Consider the following 24,281-nt stretch of genomic DNA (forward strand, 5'->3'; position numbering starts at 1 on the left):
CAATTATCCCAGTACTCGTGCGCCCGCCGTGTCCAGCCGGCAAATATGAACAAAGCCTTCCTGATTTTGCAGGTAGTGACTACCCAGCCAGTCCGCCACGCGCTGCGCCGTATCCGGTTTATCGCAGAGCGCAAACAGCGTCGGCCCTGAACCGGAAATACCGCTCGCCAGCGCGCCAATTTCTGCGACGGCCTGACGCGCCTGGGCAAAACCTGGCAACAGACGTTCGCGATACGGTTCGGCAATCACATCCTTCATCAGTTTCGCCGCAAGCCCTGGCTGGCGGGAATAGCAGGCGTGAATAAACCCGGCCAGGTGTCGCCCGTGGGCAATGCAATCCTGGCGACGATATTGCGCAGGTAAAATGGCCCGCGCTTCCGCGGTGGAAACCTTAATGCCTGGATAGGCCAGCACCCACAGCCACTCATCAAAGCCTGGCACCTGCTGACTGATAATGCCGTTTTCTTCAATCATCAACTGCATACCGCCGAGGAAGCACGGCGCGACGTTATCGTAATGAATGCTGCCGGAGATACGCCCTTCCAGCTCCCCCATAATCGCCAGCAGACGCGTGTCATTCAGCGGCTTGCCGCAGTGCTCATTCATCGCCACCAGTGCCGCCACCACCGAGCAGGCGCTGGAGCCTAATCCGGAGCCGATTGGCATATTTTTTTCCAGCGTCATCGTCACCGGGATTTGCTTACCCAGCTCCTGACAAAAACGCTCCCAACACTGGTAGACAATATTTTCACGCGGTTTTGACGGCAGTTTGTCCGCAAAGCGGCCCAGATTGTTCAGACTGAAACTGTCTGCCGCCTCGACCGTTACCACGTCGCCCAGCAGTGAGCCATCAACGGGGGTCACCGCCGCCCCAAGCACATCAAATCCAACGCTCATATTGGCACTGGAAGCCGGGGCATAAACTTTAACCATGTTAAACTCCTAGCTTCCATGAGAGGGTGCGCAACAGGTCAGCAAACACCCCTGCCGCCGTGACGTCATTGCCCGCGCCATAACCGCGCAGAACCAATGGCAGCGGCTGATAGTAGTGGCTGTAGAAAGCCAGCGCGTTTTCACCGTTTTTCACTTTGTACAACGGATCGTTACCGTCCACTTCAGAAATTTTCACCCGACACACGCCGTCTTCTTCGATGTTGCCAACATAGCGCAATACTTTGCCTTCATCACGGGCTTTTGCCACGCGAGCGGCGAACGCGTCATCAAGCTGCGACAGATTCGCCATGAACGCGTCAACGTCACCGGAGTCATCAAATGCTTTCGGCAACACCGGTTCAATGACGATGTCAGACAGTTCCAGCTCGCGTCCGGTTTCACGGGCAAGGATCAGCAGCTTACGCGCCACATCCATTCCGGAAAGATCGTCACGCGGGTCTGGCTCGGTATAGCCCATTTCACGCGCGATGCGGGTCGCTTCAGAGAGGCTCATGCCTTCGTCGAGCTTACCGAAAATAAACGACAGCGAACCAGACAGAATGCCGGAGAATTTCAGTAACTCATCGCCCGCGTTCAACAGGTTTTGCAGGTTTTCGATCACCGGCAGACCGGCACCCACGTTGGTGTCATAGAGAAATTTACGCCGTGATTTCGCGGCAGCGAAACGCAACTGATGGTAGTAATCCATCGACGAGGTATTCGCCTTTTTGTTCGGCGTGACCACGTGGAAACCTTCGCGCAGGAAGTCAGCGTATTGATCGGCCACCGCCTGACTGGAGGTGCAGTCAACAATCACCGGGTTCAGCAGATGATATTCCTTCACCAGGCGAATTAAGCGGCCGAGATTGAACGGCTCTTTCGCTTCAGCCAGCTCGGCCTGCCAGTTCTCCAGGTTCAGGCCATGCACATGGGTCAGCAGCGCTCTGGAGTTCGCCACGCCGCACACGCGCAGGTCGATATGTTTTTTCTTCAGCCAGGTCTGCTGACGCTTAAGCTGCTCCAGTAACGCGCCGCCTACCCCACCGACGCCAATGACAAACACTTCAATCACCTGGTCGGTGTTGAACAGCATCTGATGGGTGACGCGTACGCCTGTCGTGGCGTCGTCATTGTTGACTACCACCGAAATGGAACGCTCGGAGGAGCCCTGAGCGATGGCCACGATATTGATATTGGCGCGCGCCAGTGCGGCAAAGAATTTTGCTGAAATACCGCGCAGCGTCCGCATGCCATCCCCGACGACGGAGATAATCGCCAGCCGTTCAGTGACCGCCAGAGGTTCCAGTACGCCCTCTTTCAGCTCGAGATAGAACTCATCCTGTAAAGCGCGCTGAGCACGTGCGCAGTCCGCCTGCGGCACGCAAAAGCTGATGCTGTACTCAGAAGAAGACTGGGTAATCAATACGACGGAAATTCCCGCGCGGGACATCACCGCAAACACGCGCGCCGCCATCCCCACCATCCCTTTCATACCGGGACCAGAGACGTTGAACATCGCCATATTATTGAGGTTTGAAATCCCCTTCACCGGCAGTTCGTCTTCATCGCGACTGGCGCCGATCAGCGTGCCTGCCGCCTGCGGATTACCGGTATTTTTGATAAGGCAAGGGATCTGGAACTGCGCGATGGGGGTAATGGTACGAGGGTGAAGCACTTTCGCGCCGAAATAGGAGAGCTCCATCGCTTCCTGATAAGACATCGACTTCAGCAACCTGGCGTCGGGCACCTGGCGCGGATCGCAGGTATACACACCGTCGACGTCCGTCCAGATCTCGCAGCAGTCGGCACGTAAGCAGGCAGCCAGAACCGCAGCAGAGTAATCTGAGCCGTTACGTCCCAGTACCACCAGTTCGCCCTTCTCATTACCGGCGGTGAAACCGGCCATCAGCACCATGTGGTCAGCGGGAATTCGCCCGGCGGCGATGCGACGCGTTGATTCAGCAATATCGACAGTGGATTCAAGGTAGTGCCCCACCGCCAGCAGTTTTTCGACCGGATCAATAACGGTAACATGGTGACCACGCGCTTCCAGTAACCCCGCCATGATGGCGATCGACATCTTTTCGCCACGGCAAATGAGCGCAGCGTTAATGCTGTCCGGGCACTGTCCGAGCAGGCTAATCCCATGCAGCACATGCTTAATTTGGGCAAATTCTTGTTCAACAAACACTTTCAACTGCGCCAGCGGAAAGCCAGGCTGGGCGTCGGCGAGGCCTGTCAGAAGTTCGGCGAAAATACGTTCGGCATCGCTGATATTGGGCAATGCGTCCTGACCTCCGATGGTTTTTTCAATCATCGCCACCAGATGGTTGGTAATTTTAGCGGGGGCAGAAAGAACGGTCGCTACCTGCCCCTGCCTGGCATTGCTTTCCAGAATATCGGCAACCCGCAGAAAACGTTCTGCATTTGCCACTGATGTACCGCCGAACTTCAACACTCGCATGGTTGTTACCTCGTTACCTTTGGTCGAAAAAAAAGCCCGCACTGTTCGGTGCGGGCTTTTTTCTGTGTTTCCTGTACGCGTCAGCCCGCACCGTTACCTGTGGTAATGGTGATGGTTGTGGTAATGGTGATGCTGATGCGTTTCATGGATGTTGTGTACTCTGTAATTTTTATCTGTCTGTGCTGTATGTCTATATTGGTTAAAGTATCTGGTGACCTAAGTCAATAAATATTTGATTTACTCACCTGACGAAACTTGTTCATGTGCTGCTGGCGAAGGGTTTATTTTCAACCAATACAGCAGGAACACCCCTCTTGAAATTAGCACTTATCACCAAAAATAAGACTAAAGACGAACTATTATTTTGTGATATTTTTTTCGATATCATGGACTAACCGGTGCAACATTGCCGTGTCTCGCTGCCCTAATTGACCCAGACGCTGTTGCAGCCAGTCGACCAGTTTGATGTCATCCGCAACCTCCAGAGAGGTCAGTAATGTCATTATGCGAGATCGTAATGCCTGTAACTGAAATTCATCAGATGAATCGACTTCTTTAGCAGGTTGTTGCATTAAATTTGCTAATTGATAGCAGTAGACCATTACCGCCTGGCCCAGATTTAATGAAGGATAATCTGCAACCATCGGTACGCCAGTCAGAATATCTGCCAGCGCCAGTTCATCGTTGGTCAGTCCGGAATCTTCACGACCAAAAACCAGCGCGGTATGATTCATCCAGGCCGATTTTTCTTCCAGGAGCGGTACCAGCTCCGCTGGCGTCGCGTAGTAATGAAATTTGGCCCGGCTGCGCGCCGTGGTGGCGACGGTAAAATCAACATCGGTAAGCGCATCCGCGAGAGTTGGGAAAACGGCAATATTATCAATAATATCGCCGGAGCCATGCGCCACCCAGCGCGTAACGGGTTCAAGATGAACCTGACTGTCGACAATACGCAACTGCGTAAACCCCATGGTCTTCATGGCGCGCGCTGCCGCGCCGATATTTTCCGCTCTGGCAGGAGCGACGAGGATAATTGTTATGCGCATTTTTCTTCTCTATATGCCTGTCCGCAGACACTTGTGTGACCTGTGTCAAGATATTACGCGGAGCGAATTTACAAAATTTTAACGAAAATCACTGAAAAAGCGTTTCATCGTTGATAAAAGACGCTAAACTATTTCCTTACTTTACTAATGTTTTTTATGTTAACAGAAACAGTATATCCTTCTGTTTATCAGAGATAATTTGATTTAAAATGAATCTCATTCATAGGATTCGCCGTGTTAATTAGTTATCTTGTGCAACTAGTTGGATTATTGCAATTTTGTGATGAAAGCTAGCATTTGGATACGATGATTTCATCAAACTGTTAACGTGCTACAATTGAACTTGATATATGTCAACGAAGCGTAGTTTTATTGGGTGTCCGGTACGTCTTAGCCTGTTATGTTGCTGTTAAAATGGTTAGGATGACAGCCGTTTTTGACACTGTCGGGTCCAGAGGGAAACTACCCACGACCAAGCTAATGATGTTGTTGACGTTGATGGAAAGTGCATCAAGAACGCAATTACGTACTTTAGTCATGTTACGCCGATCATGTTAATTTGCGACATGCATCAGGCAGGTCAGGGACTTTTGTACTTCCTGTTTCGATTTAGTTGGCAATTTAGGTAGCAAACATGCAGACCCCGCACATTCTTATCGTTGAAGACGAGTTGGTAACACGCAACACGTTAAAAAGTATTTTCGAAGCGGAAGGCTATGATGTATTCGAAGCGACAGATGGCGCGGAAATGCATCAAATCCTCTCTGAATATGACATCAACCTGGTGATCATGGATATCAACCTGCCAGGCAAAAACGGTCTTTTGCTGGCGCGTGAACTGCGCGAGCAGGCTAACGTTGCGCTGATGTTCCTGACGGGTCGCGATAACGAAGTCGATAAAATCCTCGGCCTCGAAATCGGTGCAGATGATTACATCACCAAACCGTTTAACCCGCGCGAACTGACTATCCGTGCCCGCAACCTTCTGTCGCGTACCATGAACCTGGGTACCGTCAGTGAAGAACGTCGTAGCGTTGAAAGCTACAAGTTCAACGGTTGGGAACTGGACATCAACAGCCGTTCTCTGATCGGGCCTGATGGCGAACAGTACAAACTGCCGCGCAGCGAGTTCCGTGCCATGCTTCACTTCTGCGAGAACCCGGGTAAGATCCAGTCTCGTGCTGAACTGCTGAAGAAAATGACCGGTCGTGAGCTGAAGCCGCATGACCGCACCGTTGACGTGACCATCCGTCGTATTCGTAAGCATTTCGAATCGACGCCGGATACGCCGGAAATTATCGCGACAATTCACGGTGAAGGTTACCGTTTCTGTGGCGATCTGCAGGATTAATCAAGTTATTACCGTCAAAAAAAACGGCGCTTAATGCGCCGTTTTTCTTGTCTGCCGTTAACTGAATTTACTTCCACACGCGTAGCGCATCGTCCACTGGCGCTGTCGGTTTCGGCGCTGTCGGCGTTGTTGTCGGTTTCGTACGCGAGAACGCATACCAGTCCAGATGCCGTGTCAGGAACATCACGCTCCCCAGCGCCAGCAGCAGTACGCTCGTTCCCAGCAGAAGCGCGCTGTCTTCCGAGCGCAGCAGAACCCACATCACGCCATCCAGCGCCAGCAATGCCAGGGTGAAGACCACACTGCTACGCCAGCCCTGCAATACCGCCTGGAGATAAACCCCGTTCATCAGCGCGCCCACCAGACTGGCGACAACCCACGCCAGGGTGAAGCCAATGTGTTCTGAGAGCGCCAGCAGCAGCAGATAAAACATCACCAGCGACAGCCCCACCAGCAGATACTGCATCGGGTGTAACCTTTTGCCGGTTAAGGTTTCGAACACAAAGAAAGCCATAAAGGTCAGCGTAATTAGCAGAATGGCATACTTAGTTGCCCGATCCGTCAGCTGGTACTGATCGGCAGGAGTGGCAACTGCGACGCTAAATGACGGCAGGTTATACCACCCGTCTTTTTGCGCATCCACAAACCGCTCGCCGAGGTTATTGGCAAACCAACTGCTTTGCCACTGCGCCTGAAACCCTGACTCACTGATTTCGCGCTTTTCGGGCAGAAAATCACCAAGGAAGTTGGGGTGCGGCCAGTTACTGGTGAGCGTCATTTGACTGCTGCGCCCCACCGGAACCACGGAGAAAGATCCGGTTCCGCTTAAGTTGAGTGACATCGCCAGGTTCACATCGTGCATCGCCCATTGTTCGTCGGGAAGCGGGATGTGGAGCCCCTCTCCACGTCCCGTTAATCCTGTCCCTGGCTCGACGGCAAGCGCCACGCCATTCGCCTTCGGCGCTTTCACTACGCCAATGCCCCGCGCATCGCCCACGCCAACCACAATAAACGGTTTTCCGAGGGTCACGTTGGGCCTGTTAAGTTCACTCAGCCGCGCGACATCAAACTCCGCCTTCAACGTGACATCGGTATGCCAGACCTGCCCCTCGTAGATGCCCACTTTTCGTGGCTCGACATTCTGGTTACCCTCAACCATGAGCGACTCCGGCAGCCAGAAGTGGATAAAGCTGCGCTTGTGCTGCACCTCTTTCTCGTTTTCCAGCACCGTGTATAACTCGGTCACGGGCACGGCAATCAATGGGCCGACCACTTTTTGCGGTCCGCTGGTACTCTGCCGAATGGCATCCTCTACCGTATCGCGATAATCAGCGCGTTCCACAATGATCTGTCTGACCATCATCAGTGGGATCAGCAGCAACACAATCGCGCCACCTAAAGTGACGATTTTCCAGAACAGGGGGGATTTCAACATAGCGTTCTCCTTATGCAATACCGGCAGAGTACGCACGCTGTGTGGGGGGAATTTGAAGCTATGTGAAGTGACGGTGAAGTATGAGCATGGCTTCGACGCCACCTTCCGGTCGGTTACGCAATTCCACACTCCCCTTCAGCAGTCGTGCGACTTCGCGCACGAACGCCAGGCCCAGACCGCTGCTTTTGAGGCCATTTTCACGCGGCAGTGAGTAAAAACGGTCAAATATCCGCGGTAAGGCAAAATCGGGAATACCAGTGCCGGTATCGGCCACCGTCAGCGTCACTTTCTCTGCATGCGCCTGCGCGCTGAGGGTGATCGTCCCACCAGCCGGGGTGAAATCAATGGCGTTGTCCAGCAGGTTGCCCAACGCCTGCTCCAGCAGCACTGGCTCTGCACAGACGCTTAACGTTGAAGGAACCCTCTCCAGCGATATTGCCTTCGACGCCAGTTGAATGGCGCGTGCGTCACTGATTTGCGCAAACAGTTTATCGACTGCAACCGCAGAGAGCGCAATATCCTGACGATTCTCCAGCCGCGCCTGACGCAGCAGGGTTTCAACCAGCGCCTGCATTCGCGCATTTTGGCTGAGAATATTGTCGGTAAAGCGCTTAACAATGTCCGGAGGCGGATTTTCCCGCAGGATTTCCGCCGCGCCGCGAATGGCCGCCAGCGGACTCTTCAGCTCGTGGGTAAGCGCGTACACGTACTGTTCAATGTAATTCTTACCTTCCAGCTTCAGACGCATGCTCTCCAGCGCCTGCGCCAGCTTGCGCAACTCGCTGCTGCCCAGTTCTGGCAGCGGCATCGGCTGGTTTTCAGTCACTGAATCCGCATAGCGCGTCAGACGGGCGATCGAGCGGTTAATCCACCAGACCATCCCGGCACCAATCACCAGCGCGATGCCAAGCAGAACCGCGCTGGCCCAGAGGATCCGTCGCTCGCTGCGTTTAATCACCGGCGCCATAGCGGCATTAGGCTTCCCCACGCTGAGCACGCCGACGATCTTTCCATTGTCGACAATCGGCGCGGCAACATACATGACCGAGCTTTCCGGGTCTGCGGGGTTCTGTGGCGTACTGCGTGCGCCATACTGTCCACGCAGCGTTAGCCAGACATCGTTCCAGCGGGAGTAATCCTGCCCGACCGCTTTGCTGACGGAATCAAACACCACTTTGCCCTGCGCGTCCGTCATGTAGACATGCTACTCGTTGCGGACTTTATTGATTCCGCTGATATTGGCGCGAAAGGGACGATTGTGCAGTTGCGTAAACGCCTGCGCCAGTTGGCCATGCTCCGGATTGCCGGACAGCAGATCGTCACGGGCCAGCGCCGCCAGCAGCGTGGCGGTATCGATCAGCGTCCCTTCCGTTGCACGCCGTACGCCAGGTTTAATCTCCTGCACAAAGATAGAGAGAACAAACCACGCGGCAACGGCGACAATCAGGAAATAGCCCAACAGCAAACGCATGCCAATGCGCATCAGAGGCTCCTCAGGCTGTAACCCATTCCACGATGCGTGTTGATAGGCGAGAGCGTCGGATTGACGGCACGCAGTTTGGCACGCAGCGTTTTGATGTGCGTATCGACCGTCCGGTCGAAAGTATCCTGCGCATCAGCCCAGACGATATCCATCAGTTGCTGGCGAGAATAGACGCGACCAGGAGATAACAGCAGCGTTTTCAGCAGCAAAAACTCATAGCGCGTGAGTGGCAGGGGCGTGCCGAACCAGGCCACTTCGGCAGCGGGCTCATTCAGCTCAAAATGACCGGTTTTGACAATGGGCGACGGCGTAGAAAACTTCTTCACCCGGCGTAACAGCGTGCGTACCCTGGCACACACTTCCCGGGGTGAAAACGGTTTAGCGACGTAATCGTCAGCGCCAATTTCCAGCCCCAGCAGGCGATCCACCTCGTCACTACGCGCCGTAAGAAAGAGAATCGGTAACGCCGGATGCTGCTCCAGCAATCGTCGGCACAGTTCAAAGCCGCTGATATCCGGCAACCCAACATCGAGAATCGCCACATCCGGGCACTGATGACGCGCTTTATCCAGCGCAGGCAGACCGCGCTCAAAGGCTTCCACACTAAACCCTTCCTGCTGGAGCATATAAATCAGGGTATCCGCGATACCCTGCTCATCTTCCACCAGCCAGACCGATACCTGCTGCATTATGCTTCCCTGTTATTCGCGCCACGGCATGATGGGTACCGCGCTAATGGCATTTTTCGGCGACCCGTCGACAACCTTGTCGGAATAGGCCAGATAGGCCAGCGCGTTGCGTTTAGCATCATAAAAACGCACGACCTGTAAAGATTTGAAGACCAGCGAAGTGCGTTTCTTAAAGACCACTTCCCCCTGTGCTTTGCCGTTCTTGATTCTGTCACTCAGTTCTACCGGTCCCACCTGCTGACAGGAGATGGCGGCATCGGAGGTGTCTTCAGCCAGCCCCAGCCCGCCTTTAATGCCCCCGGTCTTGGCACGGCTGACGTAGCAGGTCACGTTTTTGACATCGGGATCGTCAAACGCCTCCACGACGATTTTATGATCCGGTCCAAAGATTTTGAACACCGTATCGACAGAGCCGATCTGTTCGGCGGACGCCAGCGGCGCCAGCATAAACAACAGAGTGGAAAGAACTAAACTCTTGTATTTCATATTGTTACCATTCTTTAAAATTACGCCGGGCAATTATTCGACATTGTAAAAGAAACTGTTTACAGATCACAGGATTACAATAATCACGTTTTATTTGATCCAAAAAAAGCATTAATGCGCAAAAAAAACACTGAATGCTAAAACAACAAAAAATGCTATTATCCAATAATCTGATGTCAGGTGTTTGTAGTTGAAAGGATGAGGATATTTTATGGATCAGGCCGGCATTATTCGCGACCTATTAATCTGGCTGGAAGGTCATCTGGATCAGCCCCTGTCACTTGACAATGTGGCGGCAAAAGCGGGTTATTCCAAGTGGCATCTGCAGAGAATGTTTAAGGACGTGACGGGCCACGCGATTGGCGCGTATATTCGCGCACGCCGCTTATCGAAATCCGCTGTTGCGCTTCGCCTGACGGCTCGCCCGATTCTGGATATTGCCCTACAGTACCGCTTTGACTCTCAACAAACATTCACCCGCGCCTTTAAGAAACAGTTTTCCCAAACGCCTGCGCTGTATCGTCGTTCACCGGAATGGAGCGCGTTCGGTATCCGCCCGCCTCTGCGTCTGGGCGAATTTGCCATACCTGAGCATAAGTTTGTCACTCTGGAAGATACGCCACTGCTTGGCATCACCCAGAGCTACTCATGTTCGCTGGAGCAAATCTCCGATTTCCGCCACGAAATGCGCGTGCAGTTCTGGCACAATTTCCTCGCGCATGCACCCGCAATCCCGCCCGTACTGTATGGCCTGAACGAAACGCGTCCGAGTCTTGAGAAAGATGACGAGCAGGAAGTGTTCTACACTACCGCGCTACCTCAGGAGCAAGCCAACGGCTACGTACAGTCAGCTCAACCGGTGCTGTTGCAGGGCGGCGAATATGTCATGTTTACCTACGAGGGGCTGGGAACGGGCGTCCAGGAGTTCATCCTGACCGTCTACGGAACCTGCATGCCAATGCTGAACCTGACGCGCCGCAAAGGGCAGGATATCGAACGGTACTACCCGGCTGAAGATGCCAAAGCCGGTGACCGCCCGATTAACCTGCGCTGCGAATTCCTGATACCGATTCGCCGTTAACGCTGTAGCTCATCCAGCGCAGGGGCGTCCAGATGCGAGATGTCCCCTGCCGTTTCCACGACCCATCCCGGCGCCAGCCACAAACTTTCCTGATAATCCACCCGCGAAATCGAGCAGTTACGCAGACGTAAGCGGCGTTCCGCATACGCAGGAAGTCCCAGAATCGTACTGACCAGACAGCCCAGCGCGATGCCGTGGCTGACCAACAGTGGACGACTCCCCTGCGGCAAATTCAGGCACGCGGCGAGCGCACCATGAACACGATCGTTCAGTTCCTGCATCGACTCCCCTTCGGGAATACGCCCGTCGACGGTGCCGTTGACTAACTGGCGACGCCAGTTTTCTTCTTCGGCGGTCAGGGTATCAATATGACGTTTTTCCAGCACTCCCATGTGCAACTCGCGCAGGCGGGCGTCTAAGGTGATATCACAACCACAGGCCTGGGCGATGATGTCAGCAGTGCGGCGGGTACGTCCCAAATCACTACTGATGACGTGGGTGATACCGAGGCTTTTCGCACGTTCACCTACCTGCACTGCTTGTTGCTCACCTTTAGCGGTCAGCGGACTGTCGGACTGGCCTTGAATACGTCGCTCGGCGTTCCACTGCGTTTCACCGTGGCGAACAAGGTATACCTGTAACATGCTATTTTTCCGTATACTGCGATGAGTTTTTTAAAATCGAGCTTAATTATGCACCATGTTGTCTCAGCAACCACCAATCCCGCCAAAATTCAGGCAATTCTGCAGGCATTTAACGAGATCTTCGGTGAAGGATCCTGCCATATAGAGTCTGTTGACGTCGATAGTGGCGTACCGGAGCAACCCTTCGGAAGTTCTGAAACGCGTGCTGGCGCACGGAATCGGGTCGAAAATGCCCGTCGTGCGCGACCAGATGCCGACTTCTGGGTGGCTATCGAAGCGGGTATTGATGAAGACGCGACCTTCAGTTGGGTGGTTGTCGAGAATGCAACCCAACGCGGTGAAGCCCGTTCCGCGACGCTGCCGCTACCTGCAGTGATCCTTGAAAAAGTGCGCGAGGGTGAAGCGCTTGGCCCGGTGATGTCTCACTACACGGGCATTGATAAGATTGGTCGAAAAGAAGGCGCGATTGGCGTGTTTACCGCCGGGAAACTGACGCGTGCCAGCGTCTACCACCAGGCGGTGATTCTGGCGCTCAGCCCGTTTCATAACGCGATTTATCAGTGAGATTGTAGGCCGGATAAGACGAAGTCGTCATCCGGCGATGGAGCGGTTGCGAGCCTGATGGCGCTACGCTTATCAGGCCTACGAAAACGCTTTTCAGGCGTTTTTCAACAATACGACTTCAAGCCACTGACGCAGTTCGACAGGGGCAGATTTCAGGCTGTTAGAGCCGCGAGTGATGGTAGCAATCCCCGCGCCCAGTTCGTTTTTCAGCTCACGCTGGCTCATTTCGCCGCGTAATAACTCTTCGATAATGCGTACACGCGTCCCTAACGCTTCGCGCTCGTCCGGGGTCAGCATCAACTGCAACAGCGGTAAGTGCAGATCCTCTGCGTAAGACTGGCGGAGCAACTCCACAAAACGAAGCCACTCCTGATTGCGTTGTTCGGCTATCGCCGATGAATAAGGGGAATGCTGGGTCATGTTATGTCGCCCTGTTGTACTCATACACGAGTACAAATCATAACATAACCCATCGGATTAATAACGTCTCTGCCACTCAGAATCGCTCATCAGGGTGTCTTTCTGTCCCATGAAATAGCGATAGTAAGCATCGTAGGCCAGCACGTTCTTCACGTAGCCGCGCGTTTCCGAGAAGGGAATACTCTCGACAAACGCCACGGCATCAATCCGTCCCGCACTGTTGCCAAGCCAGGTACGCACACGCCCCGGTCCGGCGTTGTAGGCTGCAGAGGAGAAGATCCGGTTATTGCCGAACTGCTGGTAGACGTACTGCAGGTAACTGGTACCGATGTTGATATTCATTTCTGGATCCAGTAACTGGTTCTGGCTGCTGTAACCCGGAATAGAGAACATCTTCACCGTGTGTGTCGCCGTGCCGGGCATAATCTGCATCAGCCCACTGGCACCGACCGGAGATTTCACCTTCGGGTTCCAGGCACTCTCCTGACGCGCTATCGCCATCGCGTAGCTTTGCGGGATGTCTTTGCCGCGGGTATAGCGAGTAAAGATATCCTGATACGCCAGCGGGAAACGCTCCTCCAGATGATCCCAGAGTTTACCGGCGATCGTCGCCTGCACGCTCAGATCCCACCACTGATTGTTGAAGGCATAACGCGCCAGTTGCGCCTGTTCCGTCTTCGTGCGACTGGTGACCAGGTTCGCCCATTCGCTGCGGGCGGTGTTATCCAGATTCCAGTACATCAGTTCGCGAACACGAGCCATTTCCGGCCCCTGAGTCAGTGCGTTATCCACATTGCCCGGCGCTTTATCAATTTTCAGGACGTACTCTTCCCCCAGACGCTGCGCCGCCACCATCGGGTAGAAACCGCGCTGCTGCATCAGCGCATGCAGGATCTCTTTTGCTTCGTTTTCCCGTCCCCGCTCCAGCAGCAAATCGGCCTGCCAGTAGCGCCATTCGTCCTTCTCTTTCGCTTCCATCGGCAGACGCGCCAGCCAGGTGTTCAGGCCACGACGATCGCCGGTCCCGAGCGCCATCCGCACCCGACGCTCCACAAGCGTCGTGGATTGCGAGCGCATAATCGCATCATCGCGCCATTTCGCCTGCTCGTCGGTGACGTCGTTACCCATTAATCGCCAGGCGACGATATCGCGTAACTCCTGGGTTTGATCCTCATTCAGTTGCTGCGCCTGCACCAGTGACGGGATCATCAGACGCGCGTTTTCCGCATCCTGACGCGCGACGCTGGCAAAGGCCACGGCGGCCATCTGACGGGTAAAATCGGTAGCGCCGGTGGTGCGCGCAAAGTTCATGACGCTGTTCGGATCGTTCGCCAGTGAGATAATCGCTGACGCGATAGTCTGGTACTCCGCTGGCATCTGCCCGGCCAGTATCGTCACCAGTCCGGTATTTCCCGCTTTCATCGCCAGGCGGATGCGCTCCAGGTAAGAGAGCGGGTCCTGAGTACCGGAAGCGCGCCAGACGCTGAACAGTTTGTCACAGGCATTGGGCTGACTCTTACCGGTCAACCACAGCTCTTTCGCCCCCTGCCAGGCCTCTTCCGCTTGTCCGGTATTCCACTTCGCGTAGTAGTAATTGCACTGCGCCTCGGTGGTTCTCGGTTTCTCCGGACTAAACGCTAATAACCCGCGCCAGTCTTCACGCCGCGCCAGTTCATTCACAAAACGCGATTCCAGCGTGCGTGCTGGCGGCAGAGTCGGGTTGGCACGGACAAAGTTGGTCACCGTGACAGTCGGTTGATTCATCAGATCATCGGTGATCTGCCGATATTCCAGGTAGGGATACAGAGGGTAATTCTTCAGGCCCGGCATCATCTGTTCCACGACATCCATCTGTCGGTTATCCCAGGCCTGCTTAATTTGTGCGTAACGGTTACGCTGTTCATCCAGTGAATCGGCTCGCGTAGCCTGACTTAGCGTCAGCAGGCACACACCGGCGGCAATAAGACGCCAGGTAAATCGTTGGGCTTTGTCCACAAGCTCTTCCTCTAAAAATGATACATCGTTGCAGCCTCATGCCGCCTAATGATTTCATGCTAACCAGTCATTGGCATTTACGCCACGTCGAGGACACTTTTTTACTTTTACGGCGAGTGAGATCTGCTGGCTGGGATTGAGAGGGGAAAAAGGCTACACTTCGCCTTTGAAAACATCTATACCCTAAATAATTCGAGTTGCAGGACAAAGCCCAAAGGGCTTTGAACAGCGCTAGCGCTGGCCCCGGAGGGGCGAAGCCGAAGGCTGAGTCACGCGGCAAGGGAGTGACAAATTCGTCGGGAACGAATTTGACCAGCCGCAGGCTGGCCTTCGGTGAGAGACAGGATATCTCTCATTAATCCCCCAGGAGCTTACATAAGTAAGTGACTGGGGTGAACGAGTGCAGCCAACGCGCATGCAACTTGAAGTATGACGGGTATATTCATCACGATAAATACAGAGGCGAGTCCAACGTGGCCCAATTCGTTTATACCATGCATCGTGTCGGCAAAATCGTTCCGCCGAAACGTCATATTCTTAAAAACATCTCTCTGAGCTTCTTCCCTGGCGCAAAAATCGGCGTACTGGGCCTTAACGGTGCCGGTAAGTCCACCCTGCTGCGCATCATGGCGGGCATTGATACCGATATCGAAGGCGAAGCCCGCCCGCAGCCAGGCATCAAAATTGGTTACCTGCCGCAGGAACCCAAGCTCAATCCTGAGCACACCGTTCGCGAATCTGTTGAAGAAGCGGTGGCGGAAGTGGTTAATGCGCTGAAAGGTCTGGATGAAGTTTACGCGAAGTACGCCGAGCCGGATGCCGACTTCGATAAACTGGCCGCGCAACAGGGCAAGTTTGAAGAGATCATTCAGGCGCACGACGGTCATAACCTGAACGTGCAACTGGAGCGCGCTGCCGACGCCCTGCGTCTGCCGGACTGGGACGCCAAAATCGCGACCCTCTCCGGGGGTGAACGTCGCCGTGTCGCACTGTGCCGTCTGCTGTTAGAAAAACCAGACATGCTGCTGCTCGACGAACCCACCAACCACCTGGATGCGGAATCCGTGGCCTGGCTGGAACGCTTCCTGCACGACTTCGAAGGGACCGTGGTGGCGATTACCCACGACCGTTACTTCCTCGACAACGTCGCAGGCTGGATCCTCGAACTTGACCGCGGCGAAGGGATTCCGTGGGAAGGCAACTACTCCTCGTGGCTGGAGCAGAAAGATCAGCGTCTGGCGCAGGAAGCTTCTCAGGAAGCGGCGCGTCGTAAATCTATCGAGAAAGAGCTGGAGTGGGTACGTCAGGGCGCGAAAGGCCGTCAGTCTAAGGGTAAAGCCCGTCTGGCACGCTTTGAAGAACTGAACAGCACCGAATACCAGAAGCGTAACGAAACCAACGAACTGTTTATTCCACCTGGACCGCGTCTGGGCGATAAAGTCGTTGAAGTCAGCCATCTGCGTAAATCCTACGGTGACCGCCTGCTAATTGACGATCTGAGCTTCTCCGTACCGAAAGGCGCGATTGTCGGTATCATCGGTCCGAACGGCGCGGGTAAATCGACGCTGTTCCGCATGATGTCCGGTCAGGAACAGCCTGACAGCGGTACTATCACGCTGGGTGAAACCGTCAAGCTGGCCTCTGTTGACCAGTTCCGTGACGCCATGGATAACAGCAAAACCGTGTGGGAAGAAGTGTCCGGCGGGCTGGATATCATGAAGATCGGCAACACCGAGATGCCAAGCCGCGCCTACGTTGGCCGCTTTAACTTTAAGGGTGTTGATCAGGGGAAACGCGTGGGCGAACTGTCCGGCGGCGAGCGTGGTCGTCTGCACCTGGCGAAACTGTTACAGGTTGGCGGCAACATGCTGCTGCTCGATGAACCGACCAACGACCTGGATATCGAAACCCTGCGCGCGCTGGAAAACGCCCTGCTGGAGTTCCCGGGTTGCGCGATGGTTATCTCGCACGACCGCTGGTTCCTCGACCGTATCGCCACCCACATTCTGGACTACCAGGATGAAGGCAAAGTGGAGTTCTTCGAAGGTAACTTCACCGAATACGAAGAGTATAAGAAACGCACGCTGGGCGCAGACGCGCTCGAGCCAAAGCGTATCAAGTACAAACGTATTGCGAAGTAATTGTTAGTCATGCCGGATGGCGGCGAAAACGCCTTATCCGGCCTACAGGACGCGTATCTGTAGGCCGGATAAGCGCAGCGCTCAGGCATTGTTGATTATTGCGCTTTAGCCGTTGCCGGCATACAGGACGCGTATTTGTAGGCCGGATAAGCACAGCGCCATCCGGCATTTTCGATTATTGCGCTTTAGCAGCCGTTGCCGGTTGCTGGCCCGCCGCAGGTTCCAGTTGGAACACCACATCGACCTGATCATCAAACTGAATCGCTGCCTGCTCGTAGGTTTCCTGAGCAGATACCGGTGCCGCATCCGCTTTCATCATCCGCACCACCGGGCTTGGCTGATAGTTCGAGACATGATAACGCACGCTGTAAACCGGCCCCAGCTTGCTGTTAAAGCCTGCCGCCAGTTCTTGCGCCTGATGTATCGCATCATCAATCGCCGCTTTACGCGCTTTGTCTTTGTAAGCATCCGGTTGTGCCACGCCTAACGACACGGAACGAATTTCGTTCAGCCCCGCCTTCAACGCGCCGTCCAGCAGCGGGTTGAGTTTATCGAGCTGACGCAGCGTCACTTCGACAGTGCGCACCGCCCGATAGCCTTTCAGAATGCTTTTCCCGTTCTGGTAGTCGTAATCCGGCTGCGTGCGCAGGTTCGCCGAGCTGATGTCTTTTTTCGCGACCTGATTTTGCTCAAGGAAGGAAAGATATTGCGCAACGCGCTCATCTGCCTGTTTCTTCGCCGTCGCAGCGTCTTTTGCCGCCACATTAACCTCAATTGCCAGAGTGGCAATATCAGGTGCAGCGTCCACGCTTGCCGTCCCGGAAGTCACGATGTGCGGTCCATCAGGCAATTCGCCTGCCTGTACCGACATTGCACTGAATCCCACTAATGCCGCCAGGGCCATCACTTTGAACTTCACTGTCGCTCCTCCATGTTACGTGAGTTGCCCAAATTTCAGGGCGCATGCAGGCAAGCTTAGCGTGAAATAGTGTGTTGTCCATCAGACAACGCTTAGTTGAACAAGGCGTGAACATGCGCAACGCCTTCTTTTGCCAGTTGAAAAGCAATAAACCACATCACCAGACCGACCAGCGAATTGATGATCCGCTGCGCTTTTGCGGTGCGCAGTCGCGGCGCGAGCCACGCCGCCAACAGCGCCAGACCGAAGAACCACAGGAAAGAGGCGCTGACGGTGCCAAGCGCGAACCAGCGTTTCGGCTCCACGTCCAGTTGTCCGCCCAGACTGCCCAGCACCACGAAGGTATCGAGATAGACGTGTGGATTCAGCCATGTCACTGCCAGCATCGTGGCGATAATCTTCCAGCGCCCCTGCTTCATCACTTCCGCGCTGGCCAGTTCCAGATTGCTGCTCATCGCCGTCTTTAACGCACCAAAGCCGTACCACAGCAAAAATGCCACACCGCCCCATGTGACCAGCGCCAGCAGCCAGGGAGATTGCATCAGTAATGCGCTGCCACCAAAAATTCCGGCGCAAATCAGCAACAGATCGCTGACGGCGCACAGCAGCGCAATCATGATGTGATACTGGCGGCGTATCCCCTGATTCATCACAAAAGCATTCTGTGGGCCGAGCGGAAGTATCATGGCTGCGCCGAGTGCAAGACCTTGAAAATAATACGATATCACGGTAATCATCCTGAACGTTGTCTCTATAGCGCAGACTATAACGCGGGATGATTATTAGCGGAAATGGATAATATTAATCGCAGATTAGAGAAATTAATGCTAAAGGAATTTTGCCGGATGGCACGATGCTCATCCGGCACACCATTACTCTGCCGCGCCTTCTTTCACGCGTTTAAAATTGATGTCCATCTGCGGATACGGGAAGCGAATACCTGCGGCATCAAACTCACGCTTAATCCGTTCCAGCACGTCCCAGTACACGTTTTGCAGATCGCCACTGTTGCTCCAGACACGCACCACGAAGTTGAGCGATGACGCGCCCAGTTCATTCAGACGTACCGTCATTTCGCGATCTTTGAGAATGCGGTCTTCCGACTCAATAATCCCGGTGAGGATCTGTTTCACCTTATCGATGTCAGAGTCGTAGGCGACGCTGATAGTAAATTCATTACGGCGTACCGGCTCGCGGGAAAAGTTGATGATATTGCCGGCAATGATTTTACCGTTTGGGATCACGACAATTTTACCGTCCACGGTACGCATGGTGGTGGAGAAAATCTGCACATTCAGCACCGTCCCGGCGACACCGCCCAGATCAACATACTCACCGGCACGGAACGGACGGAACATGACCAGCAGAACCCCGGCGGCCAGGTTAGACAACGACCCCTGCAACGCCAGACCGACCGCTAAACCGGCGGCACCGAGAACAGCGATGACAGATGCCGTTTGCACGCCCACCCGACCCAGCGCGGCGATCAGCGTGAAGGCAATAATCCCGTAGCGCACCAGCGCGGAGAGAAAGTCTGCCACGGTGGCATCAATATGACGCGCCACCATCAGACGGTTAACCGTATTCGACACCAGACGCGCCACAATCATCCCGACAATAACAATGGCAACTGCCGCCACGATGTTGACGGCATAGCTCAACAGCAATTCCTGGTTGCGGACCAGCCAGGTCCCCGCACCGTTGATGCTGTCGACAACATTCAAATCTTCCATTACATGTTCCTTGGTCATAACAAATCAGAGCAAATGAGATCAATCTCACGAAAACACCCCATTAAAGGTAAACAATAATGGGTGAATAAGCCATTTTCGTTACGTTCCAGTTCCGGATGACGCTATTTTTTCTGTTCTGCGGGACGATCCACCATCCGCAAAAATCCTCCTACCAGCGCATTTTTTTGTTTAAAAATGTCGGCAATTTCGCTGACCACTTTTCCACTGCCGGCATTCTTCCAGGCGATAGAGAGCGGTGACGGCTGGCGAGGATTCACTACCGAACGAGCCACCAGTGCGCCCGATTCAACGTAAGGACGGCACAGACGTTCCGGTAAAAAACCCACGCCCAGGCCGCTTAAGTGACAGGCCAGCTTGGTGCTGAGATCCGGAACCTTAATCTCCTTTTGTCCACTCAGCAGCCAGGCCACGCGGCGGGTGAGCGTGCGCGAAGTATCTTCAATATTAATCGCGGGGTAGCGACGCAGCATGTCGTCCGATAACACCGTTGCCGGATGGCTGGCCAGCGGGTGATTCTGCGCCACCACAAACTGCCAGCTAATATCCCCCAGCGGCAGCAACGAAATGTTGTTTGACAGTGATTCGGAACCGGTCACGCCAATCGCCAACTGATAGTCGTCATACAACAGCGAATCCCACACGCCCATATAAACCTGGCGGGAGATCTGAAAGCGGGTGAAGGGAAATTGTTGATGCAGCCACGTCAGTAAATCGGCGGTCGTCTGCGGCTGATACAGCAAATTATTGATGACGATATTGACCTGACGCTCAACGCCCGCATTGATCTGCTGTAACTCATCCGGCATGGCGTCCAGCCAGTTGAGCCACTGGCGGCAATGTTCGAGCAGATGCTGACCGGCCAGGGTCAGGCTGACGGAGCGCGTGGTACGTAAAAAAAGCTGCGTCCCCACCTGTTCTTCCAGCGTTTTAATCCGATAACTTATCGCCGCGGGCGTTTTATGCAGCGAGCTGGCGGCACGGGAAAAACTCTCGGTCTCAGCCACCCGAATAAATGTGCGTATTGTTTCCTGATCGAGCATGCATTCCCCTTGAGTCAGCCATCTGTAACCAGTGTTGCGCCAACGCGATACCCAATACCGTGTCAGCGCCGGAAGTATGTCCTACCGCAAGCAGACGGCCAAGCGCACGGTCTGTATTACGTCCGGTTTGTAAACTGCGCATGACGCCCAACACGGGCGTCGAAAATTCGCCCAGCCTGGCGCTATTAAGATAGCTACAGCTTACCGACGTTGTCAGCAATGCCAGTTGATCAATCGAGGGTAAAAAAAGGTGAACCGGTATCCCTGCAGCAATAAAGACCGCCAGCATTCCTGTCAGCATATCATCACCGCTGGGCGTGAGTCCTGGGCCTCGCCCGATAAGCCAACGCCAGTCCGGTTCCCCTCCGTGATGCCAGCATGCAAGAGCAGCCATGATTTCTGAATAAAATGGTATGCCATTAAGGGGTTGATTCAATGCCCCGCACAGGCCGCTTTGTTGCCCACAACGGGAGAGCCCGACAGGGGTGCTATCAGCAGGATTGAGTTGCAGTCTGAGCTGGCGCTGAGAGCGAAGGGTCACTCCCTGCCCGCTCAGCAGATTCCCGGTTTTGTACAGGCGCGAAACCGCAGTCAGGCGGGAAAACTGCGTATGACTCAACAGCATGCCGGTTGGTCCCATGCCTTTACCGTAGCGGTATAACGTCAGTAACTCACCGTTTGCATGACTGAAATTGATCGCCTGCGAGAAGCGACTGTGCAGCGTCCATTCACCATCAGGAAGTCGATAAAGCCCGGCGCAGGCCAGAGCATTGAGTATGAGCATAGGTTGCTCCGAAATGCCGGATCGCGGCTTCAGCGTATCCGGCCCACGATTGACGCAGATTCGTAGGCCCGGTAAGCGTTAGCGCCACCGGGCATTGCTGTTACGCCGTGATGTGATGCTCTTCCGCCAGCGCTTCCAGCGCTTTTTCAAAGCAGAGCAGCGGAGCGCGAACAGTACCCGCGCCAACCTGCCCAATCCCTGCTTCGCGGTGAGCGATACCGGTGTTGATAAGCGGCGTAATCCCCGTTTCCACAACGCGGCGGATATCCAGCCCCAGACACGCGCCTTTGAAATCCCAGGACGGGATCTGGAACAACGGGTTGTTAGCGAGGTAGATTTCCGCCATCTCTTCGGAGGTTTCCAGCGCGGCGCCCATACCGCCCGCGCCAACGAAACGCGTCACGCCGGGGGCGGCAATCATTGCCGCGCCGCCGATGCCCAGCGTCTCGGTAATGGCGCTGTCACCGATATCCGGGTTGGCGTCAGCCTGGCTGTAGCCGGTAAAGAACAGGCCCTGCGGCGTATTCACAGGTGCAGTAAACCACCGGTCGCCGGTGCCGCTGACGCGAATCCCGAACTCACGGCCGTTGCGCGTCATTGCTGTCACCACCGAACCGGCTTTAATCACTGCCGCCGCATCCATCACCGCTTTGCTGTAGGCCATCGCCAGATTCAGGAAGAACTGATCGGTCACGCTCAGGAATTGCAGCACCTCAATGATTTCAGCTTTCGGCCGGTCCAGACCCGCAATCACAGGGGACAGTGCACGCAGCAGCAGCGACGAGGCCGCGATATTACGCTGATGGAATTCGTCACCCATCGTAATCGCCTGGGCCATCATTGCCGTCAAATCAACGCCGTTCTCCATACGCGATAACGCCTCCTGCAACACCGGCGCCAGCGTATCGCGCATCCAGCGCAGACGTGTCTGCACATCTTCACCGTAGGCCCCGAAGCGCATGACCTTACCGATCCCTTCGTTCAGGTTGCAACAGGACTGATTGCCGTGCACTACGTCTCGCACCACCAGCACTGGCATGTTCGCAGAGGTGATTCCGCCCATCGGGCCGACGGCGCCAACGTGATGACAGGGAATAAATTCCACTTCACCCCGACTCAACAGCGCCACCGCTTCTTCCTCACTGGCGGCCCAGCCTTCGAACAGCGATGCGCCGATACACGCGCCGCGCATTGGCCCCGTCATCTCTTCCCAGGCAATCGGCGGACCGGCGTGCAGTAACTTACGTCCTGAGGACAATTCCACCACCGCCTCTTTCGCAGGACGGACGGCAACCCAGTGCGGGCGCGCGGCTTTAATGCGTTCAATAATGGCGTCGTTGGCCTGTGCAATTGATGAATACATATCGGTACCTCTGAATTAATGTAACTGCTTGAGTAAACTGGCGAGACGCGCATTGCCACCGGCAATCGGCGCCCACTGATAATGCACAACCGGCGTGCCGCTGCTTTGCAGATCCAGCGCGAAGCTGCGTAATCCGGCATTGATCACCTGTACGCCATCCAGCAAAGTGCCAGGTTCGGCTGATGGGCGGGCGTCCTGATGATGTGTCAGGCTGATGGCGAGCAACACGGCCTCCTCCAGGGTTTCCACCACGGCGACGCCCGCTTCGCGCAGGATGTCAATTTGTCCGCTGCGCCCCTGCGGGTCAGCATCGGTTCCGGTCATGGTGGCAATGGTTACCAGCGGCGCGTTCCGCGCCGCACGAACCTTTTCGACCGCCTCTACAACCGCGCCAGCCGGGTCGGCGCAGGCGCCATAGCCCAGCACCACATCCAGCAACAGCACGCCGACGTCCGGCATTGCGGCCAGCTTTTCGATTTCAATGCTGCGGGTGGTTGGGTCAATCATCGGGTGCGGTCGGCCCAGCGTGTAGCTGTCATCCCCCAGATCGACAATGCGGTGGCCCTGCGCGTCGAGCATGACGCCAGCATCGTGGCTTTCGCTAACCGGAACGCCAAGCCCGGATGAGAGCAGCATCGCCGCTTCTGCCGCGAGGGTGCCGCCGGCGTACAGACCGTAAATACCTTTTCCAGCCACCTCGGGTTGAATCAGGCGCTGCTGCGCCACGCGCATCAGTAAGACGGCCAGTTGGGCGGCATCCGAGAGCGAATCCGCCAGCCAGACGTTCCCCTCACGACGCTGTTCCGGTTTATTGCCGAGAAAGAGCGCTACCACCGGTTTACCGACGCTCTGCATCGCGTTGATAATGCGAGTTCTGACCTGCGGCGACGGCGGTTTGGAGACAAACGCAATCACTCGAGTCGCATCATCGGCAGCCAGCATCTCCAGCGCCGTCAGGGCACTGATCCCCCCCACTTCCGCGCTCAGATCGCGCCCACCCAAACCGATGGCATGGCTGATGCCCTGTTGGTGCAGCGCAATCTGCGAGGTGACCTCCTGAATACCGGTCCCGGACGCCCCTATCACGCCAATTCCACCTTCTGGTAACACGTTAGCGAATGCCAGTGGGCTACCGGCAATCATCGCCGTCCCGCAGTCCGGCCCCATCACGATAAGCCCCTTCTCGCGCGCCAGCGTTTTCAGCGCCACTTCCTGCGCCAGCGGTACGTTATCGGAGAACATCATCACGTTCTTACCCGCCAACAGCCCCTCTTTAGCCACGGAGGCTGCATACTCCCCGGCAACCGAAACCAGCAGCAAATTGGCCTGCGGTAGTTTCTGGCAGGCGCTCTCCCAGCGACGCGCCTTCAGCAGTTGCTGTGAACTGCCCGAGGCGCTGGCAATCGCACTCAACTCTTTTTCCAGCTGTTCGCGAATTAATTCGAGAATCTCGGGTTGCTCGTCATGCGTTCGCACCGCCACACAAATATCGTTCGGCGTGGCCTCGGCAAAATCGGCATGCCAGAAGCCTGTGGAATCCAGCATCGCTTTATTCGCAGGCGTTCCCATCATGACGGAAACCTGGTCGACTTCCGGTCGCTCACTTAATTTACGGGAAATGATCATCAGGCTGACGGAGTCCTGAAAGCTTCCCTTTTTAATAAAGGCGTAAATCATTACCGCTACCTC

General features: G+C 55.1%; 22 protein-coding genes, 1 pseudogene and 1 other annotated feature. Of the genes and pseudogenes, 4 read left to right on the forward strand and 19 right to left on the reverse strand.

The genetic code is table 11. The features are described from left to right. Positions 1–3 precede the first annotated feature (3 nt). From thrB to yjjY, 5 genes are all read right to left on the reverse strand, one after another. Positions 4–933: a homoserine kinase gene (gene thrB, locus OGY35_RS04595; RefSeq protein WP_152405946.1), complete on the reverse strand. Its 930-nt coding sequence runs from the start codon at positions 931–933 to the stop codon at positions 4–6. A gap of 1 nt (position 934) precedes the next feature. After that, on the reverse strand, positions 935–3,397 hold the full coding sequence (thrA, locus tag OGY35_RS04600) for a bifunctional aspartate kinase/homoserine dehydrogenase I (RefSeq protein ID WP_286631541.1): 2,463 nt from the start codon (positions 3,395–3,397) through the stop codon (positions 935–937). Positions 3,398–3,422: 25 nt separating this feature from the next. Further along, positions 3,423–3,542: a sequence feature (Thr leader region), on the reverse strand. Continuing rightward, positions 3,478–3,543 (reverse strand): thr operon leader peptide, encoded by a 66-nt coding sequence (thrL, locus tag OGY35_RS04605; RefSeq protein WP_032337689.1) that lies wholly within the window; start codon positions 3,541–3,543, stop codon positions 3,478–3,480. It overlaps the preceding feature by 65 nt. Before the next feature lie 213 nt (positions 3,544–3,756). Then, positions 3,757–4,443, reverse strand: coding sequence for a tRNA/rRNA methyltransferase (locus OGY35_RS04610; RefSeq protein WP_286631542.1), 687 nt, complete (start codon positions 4,441–4,443; stop codon positions 3,757–3,759). A gap of 398 nt (positions 4,444–4,841) precedes the next feature. Continuing rightward, positions 4,842–4,982: a YjjY family protein gene (gene yjjY, locus OGY35_RS04615; protein WP_042998021.1), complete on the reverse strand. Its 141-nt coding sequence runs from the start codon at positions 4,980–4,982 to the stop codon at positions 4,842–4,844. A gap of 95 nt (positions 4,983–5,077) precedes the next feature. Here yjjY and arcA point away from each other — a divergent pair, with 95 nt between their 5' ends. Continuing rightward, complete coding sequence (gene arcA, locus OGY35_RS04620; protein ID WP_001194359.1) at positions 5,078–5,794, forward strand: two-component system response regulator ArcA; 717 nt, start codon at positions 5,078–5,080, stop codon at positions 5,792–5,794. Between the two features lie 67 nt (positions 5,795–5,861). Here arcA and creD read toward each other — a convergent pair whose 3' ends face one another. From creD to creA, 4 genes and pseudogenes are all read right to left on the reverse strand, one after another. Then, on the reverse strand, positions 5,862–7,229 hold the full coding sequence (creD, locus tag OGY35_RS04625; RefSeq protein WP_286631543.1) for a cell envelope integrity protein CreD: 1,368 nt from the start codon (positions 7,227–7,229) through the stop codon (positions 5,862–5,864). Between the two features lie 58 nt (positions 7,230–7,287). Next, positions 7,288–8,712: pseudogene (gene creC, locus OGY35_RS04630) on the reverse strand (two-component system sensor histidine kinase CreC). Next, positions 8,712–9,401, reverse strand: coding sequence for a two-component system response regulator CreB (gene creB, locus OGY35_RS04635; protein WP_152405951.1), 690 nt, complete (start codon positions 9,399–9,401; stop codon positions 8,712–8,714). Before creB ends, creC begins: the two are co-directional and overlap by 1 nt. Before the next feature lie 12 nt (positions 9,402–9,413). After that, entirely contained in the window at positions 9,414–9,887 is a 474-nt protein-coding gene (gene creA / locus OGY35_RS04640; protein ID WP_152405952.1) for a protein CreA, read from the reverse strand. A gap of 211 nt (positions 9,888–10,098) precedes the next feature. On the opposite strand from creA, the gene robA reads away from it, so the two are divergent. Continuing rightward, the gene (gene robA / locus OGY35_RS04645) at positions 10,099–10,968 is read left to right on the forward strand and encodes an MDR efflux pump AcrAB transcriptional activator RobA (RefSeq protein WP_284554132.1); all 870 of its coding nucleotides are present in this window, start codon (positions 10,099–10,101) and stop codon (positions 10,966–10,968) included. Here the strand turns inward: robA and gpmB are convergent. Further along, complete coding sequence (gpmB, locus tag OGY35_RS04650; protein WP_152405954.1) at positions 10,965–11,612, reverse strand: 2,3-diphosphoglycerate-dependent phosphoglycerate mutase GpmB; 648 nt, start codon at positions 11,610–11,612, stop codon at positions 10,965–10,967. The genes robA and gpmB overlap by 4 nt on opposite strands. A gap of 48 nt (positions 11,613–11,660) precedes the next feature. Here gpmB and yjjX point away from each other — a divergent pair, with 48 nt between their 5' ends. Next, entirely contained in the window at positions 11,661–12,176 is a 516-nt protein-coding gene (gene yjjX / locus OGY35_RS04655) for an inosine/xanthosine triphosphatase (RefSeq protein WP_152405955.1), read from the forward strand. A gap of 93 nt (positions 12,177–12,269) precedes the next feature. On the opposite strand, the gene trpR is transcribed toward yjjX, so the two are convergent. Both trpR and sltY read right to left on the reverse strand, forming a co-directional pair. Next, on the reverse strand, positions 12,270–12,596 hold the full coding sequence (trpR, locus tag OGY35_RS04660; RefSeq protein WP_152405956.1) for a trp operon repressor: 327 nt from the start codon (positions 12,594–12,596) through the stop codon (positions 12,270–12,272). 57 nt (positions 12,597–12,653) lie between these two features. Next, entirely contained in the window at positions 12,654–14,591 is a 1,938-nt protein-coding gene (gene sltY, locus OGY35_RS04665) for a murein transglycosylase (protein WP_286631544.1), read from the reverse strand. Positions 14,592–15,064: 473 nt separating this feature from the next. Here sltY and ettA point away from each other — a divergent pair, with 473 nt between their 5' ends. Then, complete coding sequence (gene ettA, locus OGY35_RS04670; protein WP_286631545.1) at positions 15,065–16,732, forward strand: energy-dependent translational throttle protein EttA; 1,668 nt, start codon at positions 15,065–15,067, stop codon at positions 16,730–16,732. A 175-nt stretch (positions 16,733–16,907) separates the two neighbouring features. Here the strand turns inward: ettA and OGY35_RS04675 are convergent, their stop codons facing one another. From OGY35_RS04675 to OGY35_RS04705, 7 genes are all read right to left on the reverse strand, one after another. Then, on the reverse strand, positions 16,908–17,651 hold the full coding sequence (locus OGY35_RS04675; protein ID WP_286631546.1) for an oxidative stress defense protein: 744 nt from the start codon (positions 17,649–17,651) through the stop codon (positions 16,908–16,910). 92 nt (positions 17,652–17,743) lie between these two features. Beyond that, positions 17,744–18,379, reverse strand: coding sequence for an arginine exporter ArgO (argO, locus tag OGY35_RS04680; protein ID WP_152405960.1), 636 nt, complete (start codon positions 18,377–18,379; stop codon positions 17,744–17,746). A 144-nt stretch (positions 18,380–18,523) separates the two neighbouring features. Next, a complete protein-coding gene (locus tag OGY35_RS04685) occupies positions 18,524–19,384 on the reverse strand; it encodes a small-conductance mechanosensitive channel MscS (RefSeq protein WP_286631547.1) in 861 nt (286 codons plus the stop codon). 122 nt (positions 19,385–19,506) lie between these two features. Further along, positions 19,507–20,445 (reverse strand): HTH-type transcriptional activator AllS, encoded by a 939-nt coding sequence (gene allS, locus OGY35_RS04690; RefSeq protein WP_152405962.1) that lies wholly within the window; start codon positions 20,443–20,445, stop codon positions 19,507–19,509. Then, positions 20,402–21,229, reverse strand: coding sequence for an oxamate carbamoyltransferase subunit AllH family protein (locus OGY35_RS04695; protein WP_286631548.1), 828 nt, complete (start codon positions 21,227–21,229; stop codon positions 20,402–20,404). Before OGY35_RS04695 ends, allS begins: the two co-directional genes overlap by 44 nt. Before the next feature lie 100 nt (positions 21,230–21,329). Next, positions 21,330–22,592, reverse strand: a complete 1,263-nt coding sequence (locus tag OGY35_RS04700) for a YlbE family protein (protein WP_178823602.1) — start codon at positions 22,590–22,592, stop codon at positions 21,330–21,332. 15 nt (positions 22,593–22,607) lie between these two features. After that, positions 22,608–24,269 carry an acyl-CoA synthetase FdrA gene (locus tag OGY35_RS04705; RefSeq protein WP_286631549.1) on the reverse strand — a complete coding sequence of 554 codons (1,662 nt, stop codon included), beginning with the start codon at positions 24,267–24,269 and terminating at the stop codon, positions 22,608–22,610. Positions 24,270–24,281: the final 12 nt, after the last annotated feature.

Origin of the sequence: Citrobacter sp. Ct235, assembly GCF_030332305.1 — a bacterium.
In the GTDB taxonomy this organism is placed as follows: Bacteria; Pseudomonadota; Gammaproteobacteria; order Enterobacterales; family Enterobacteriaceae; genus Citrobacter_A; species Citrobacter_A telavivensis.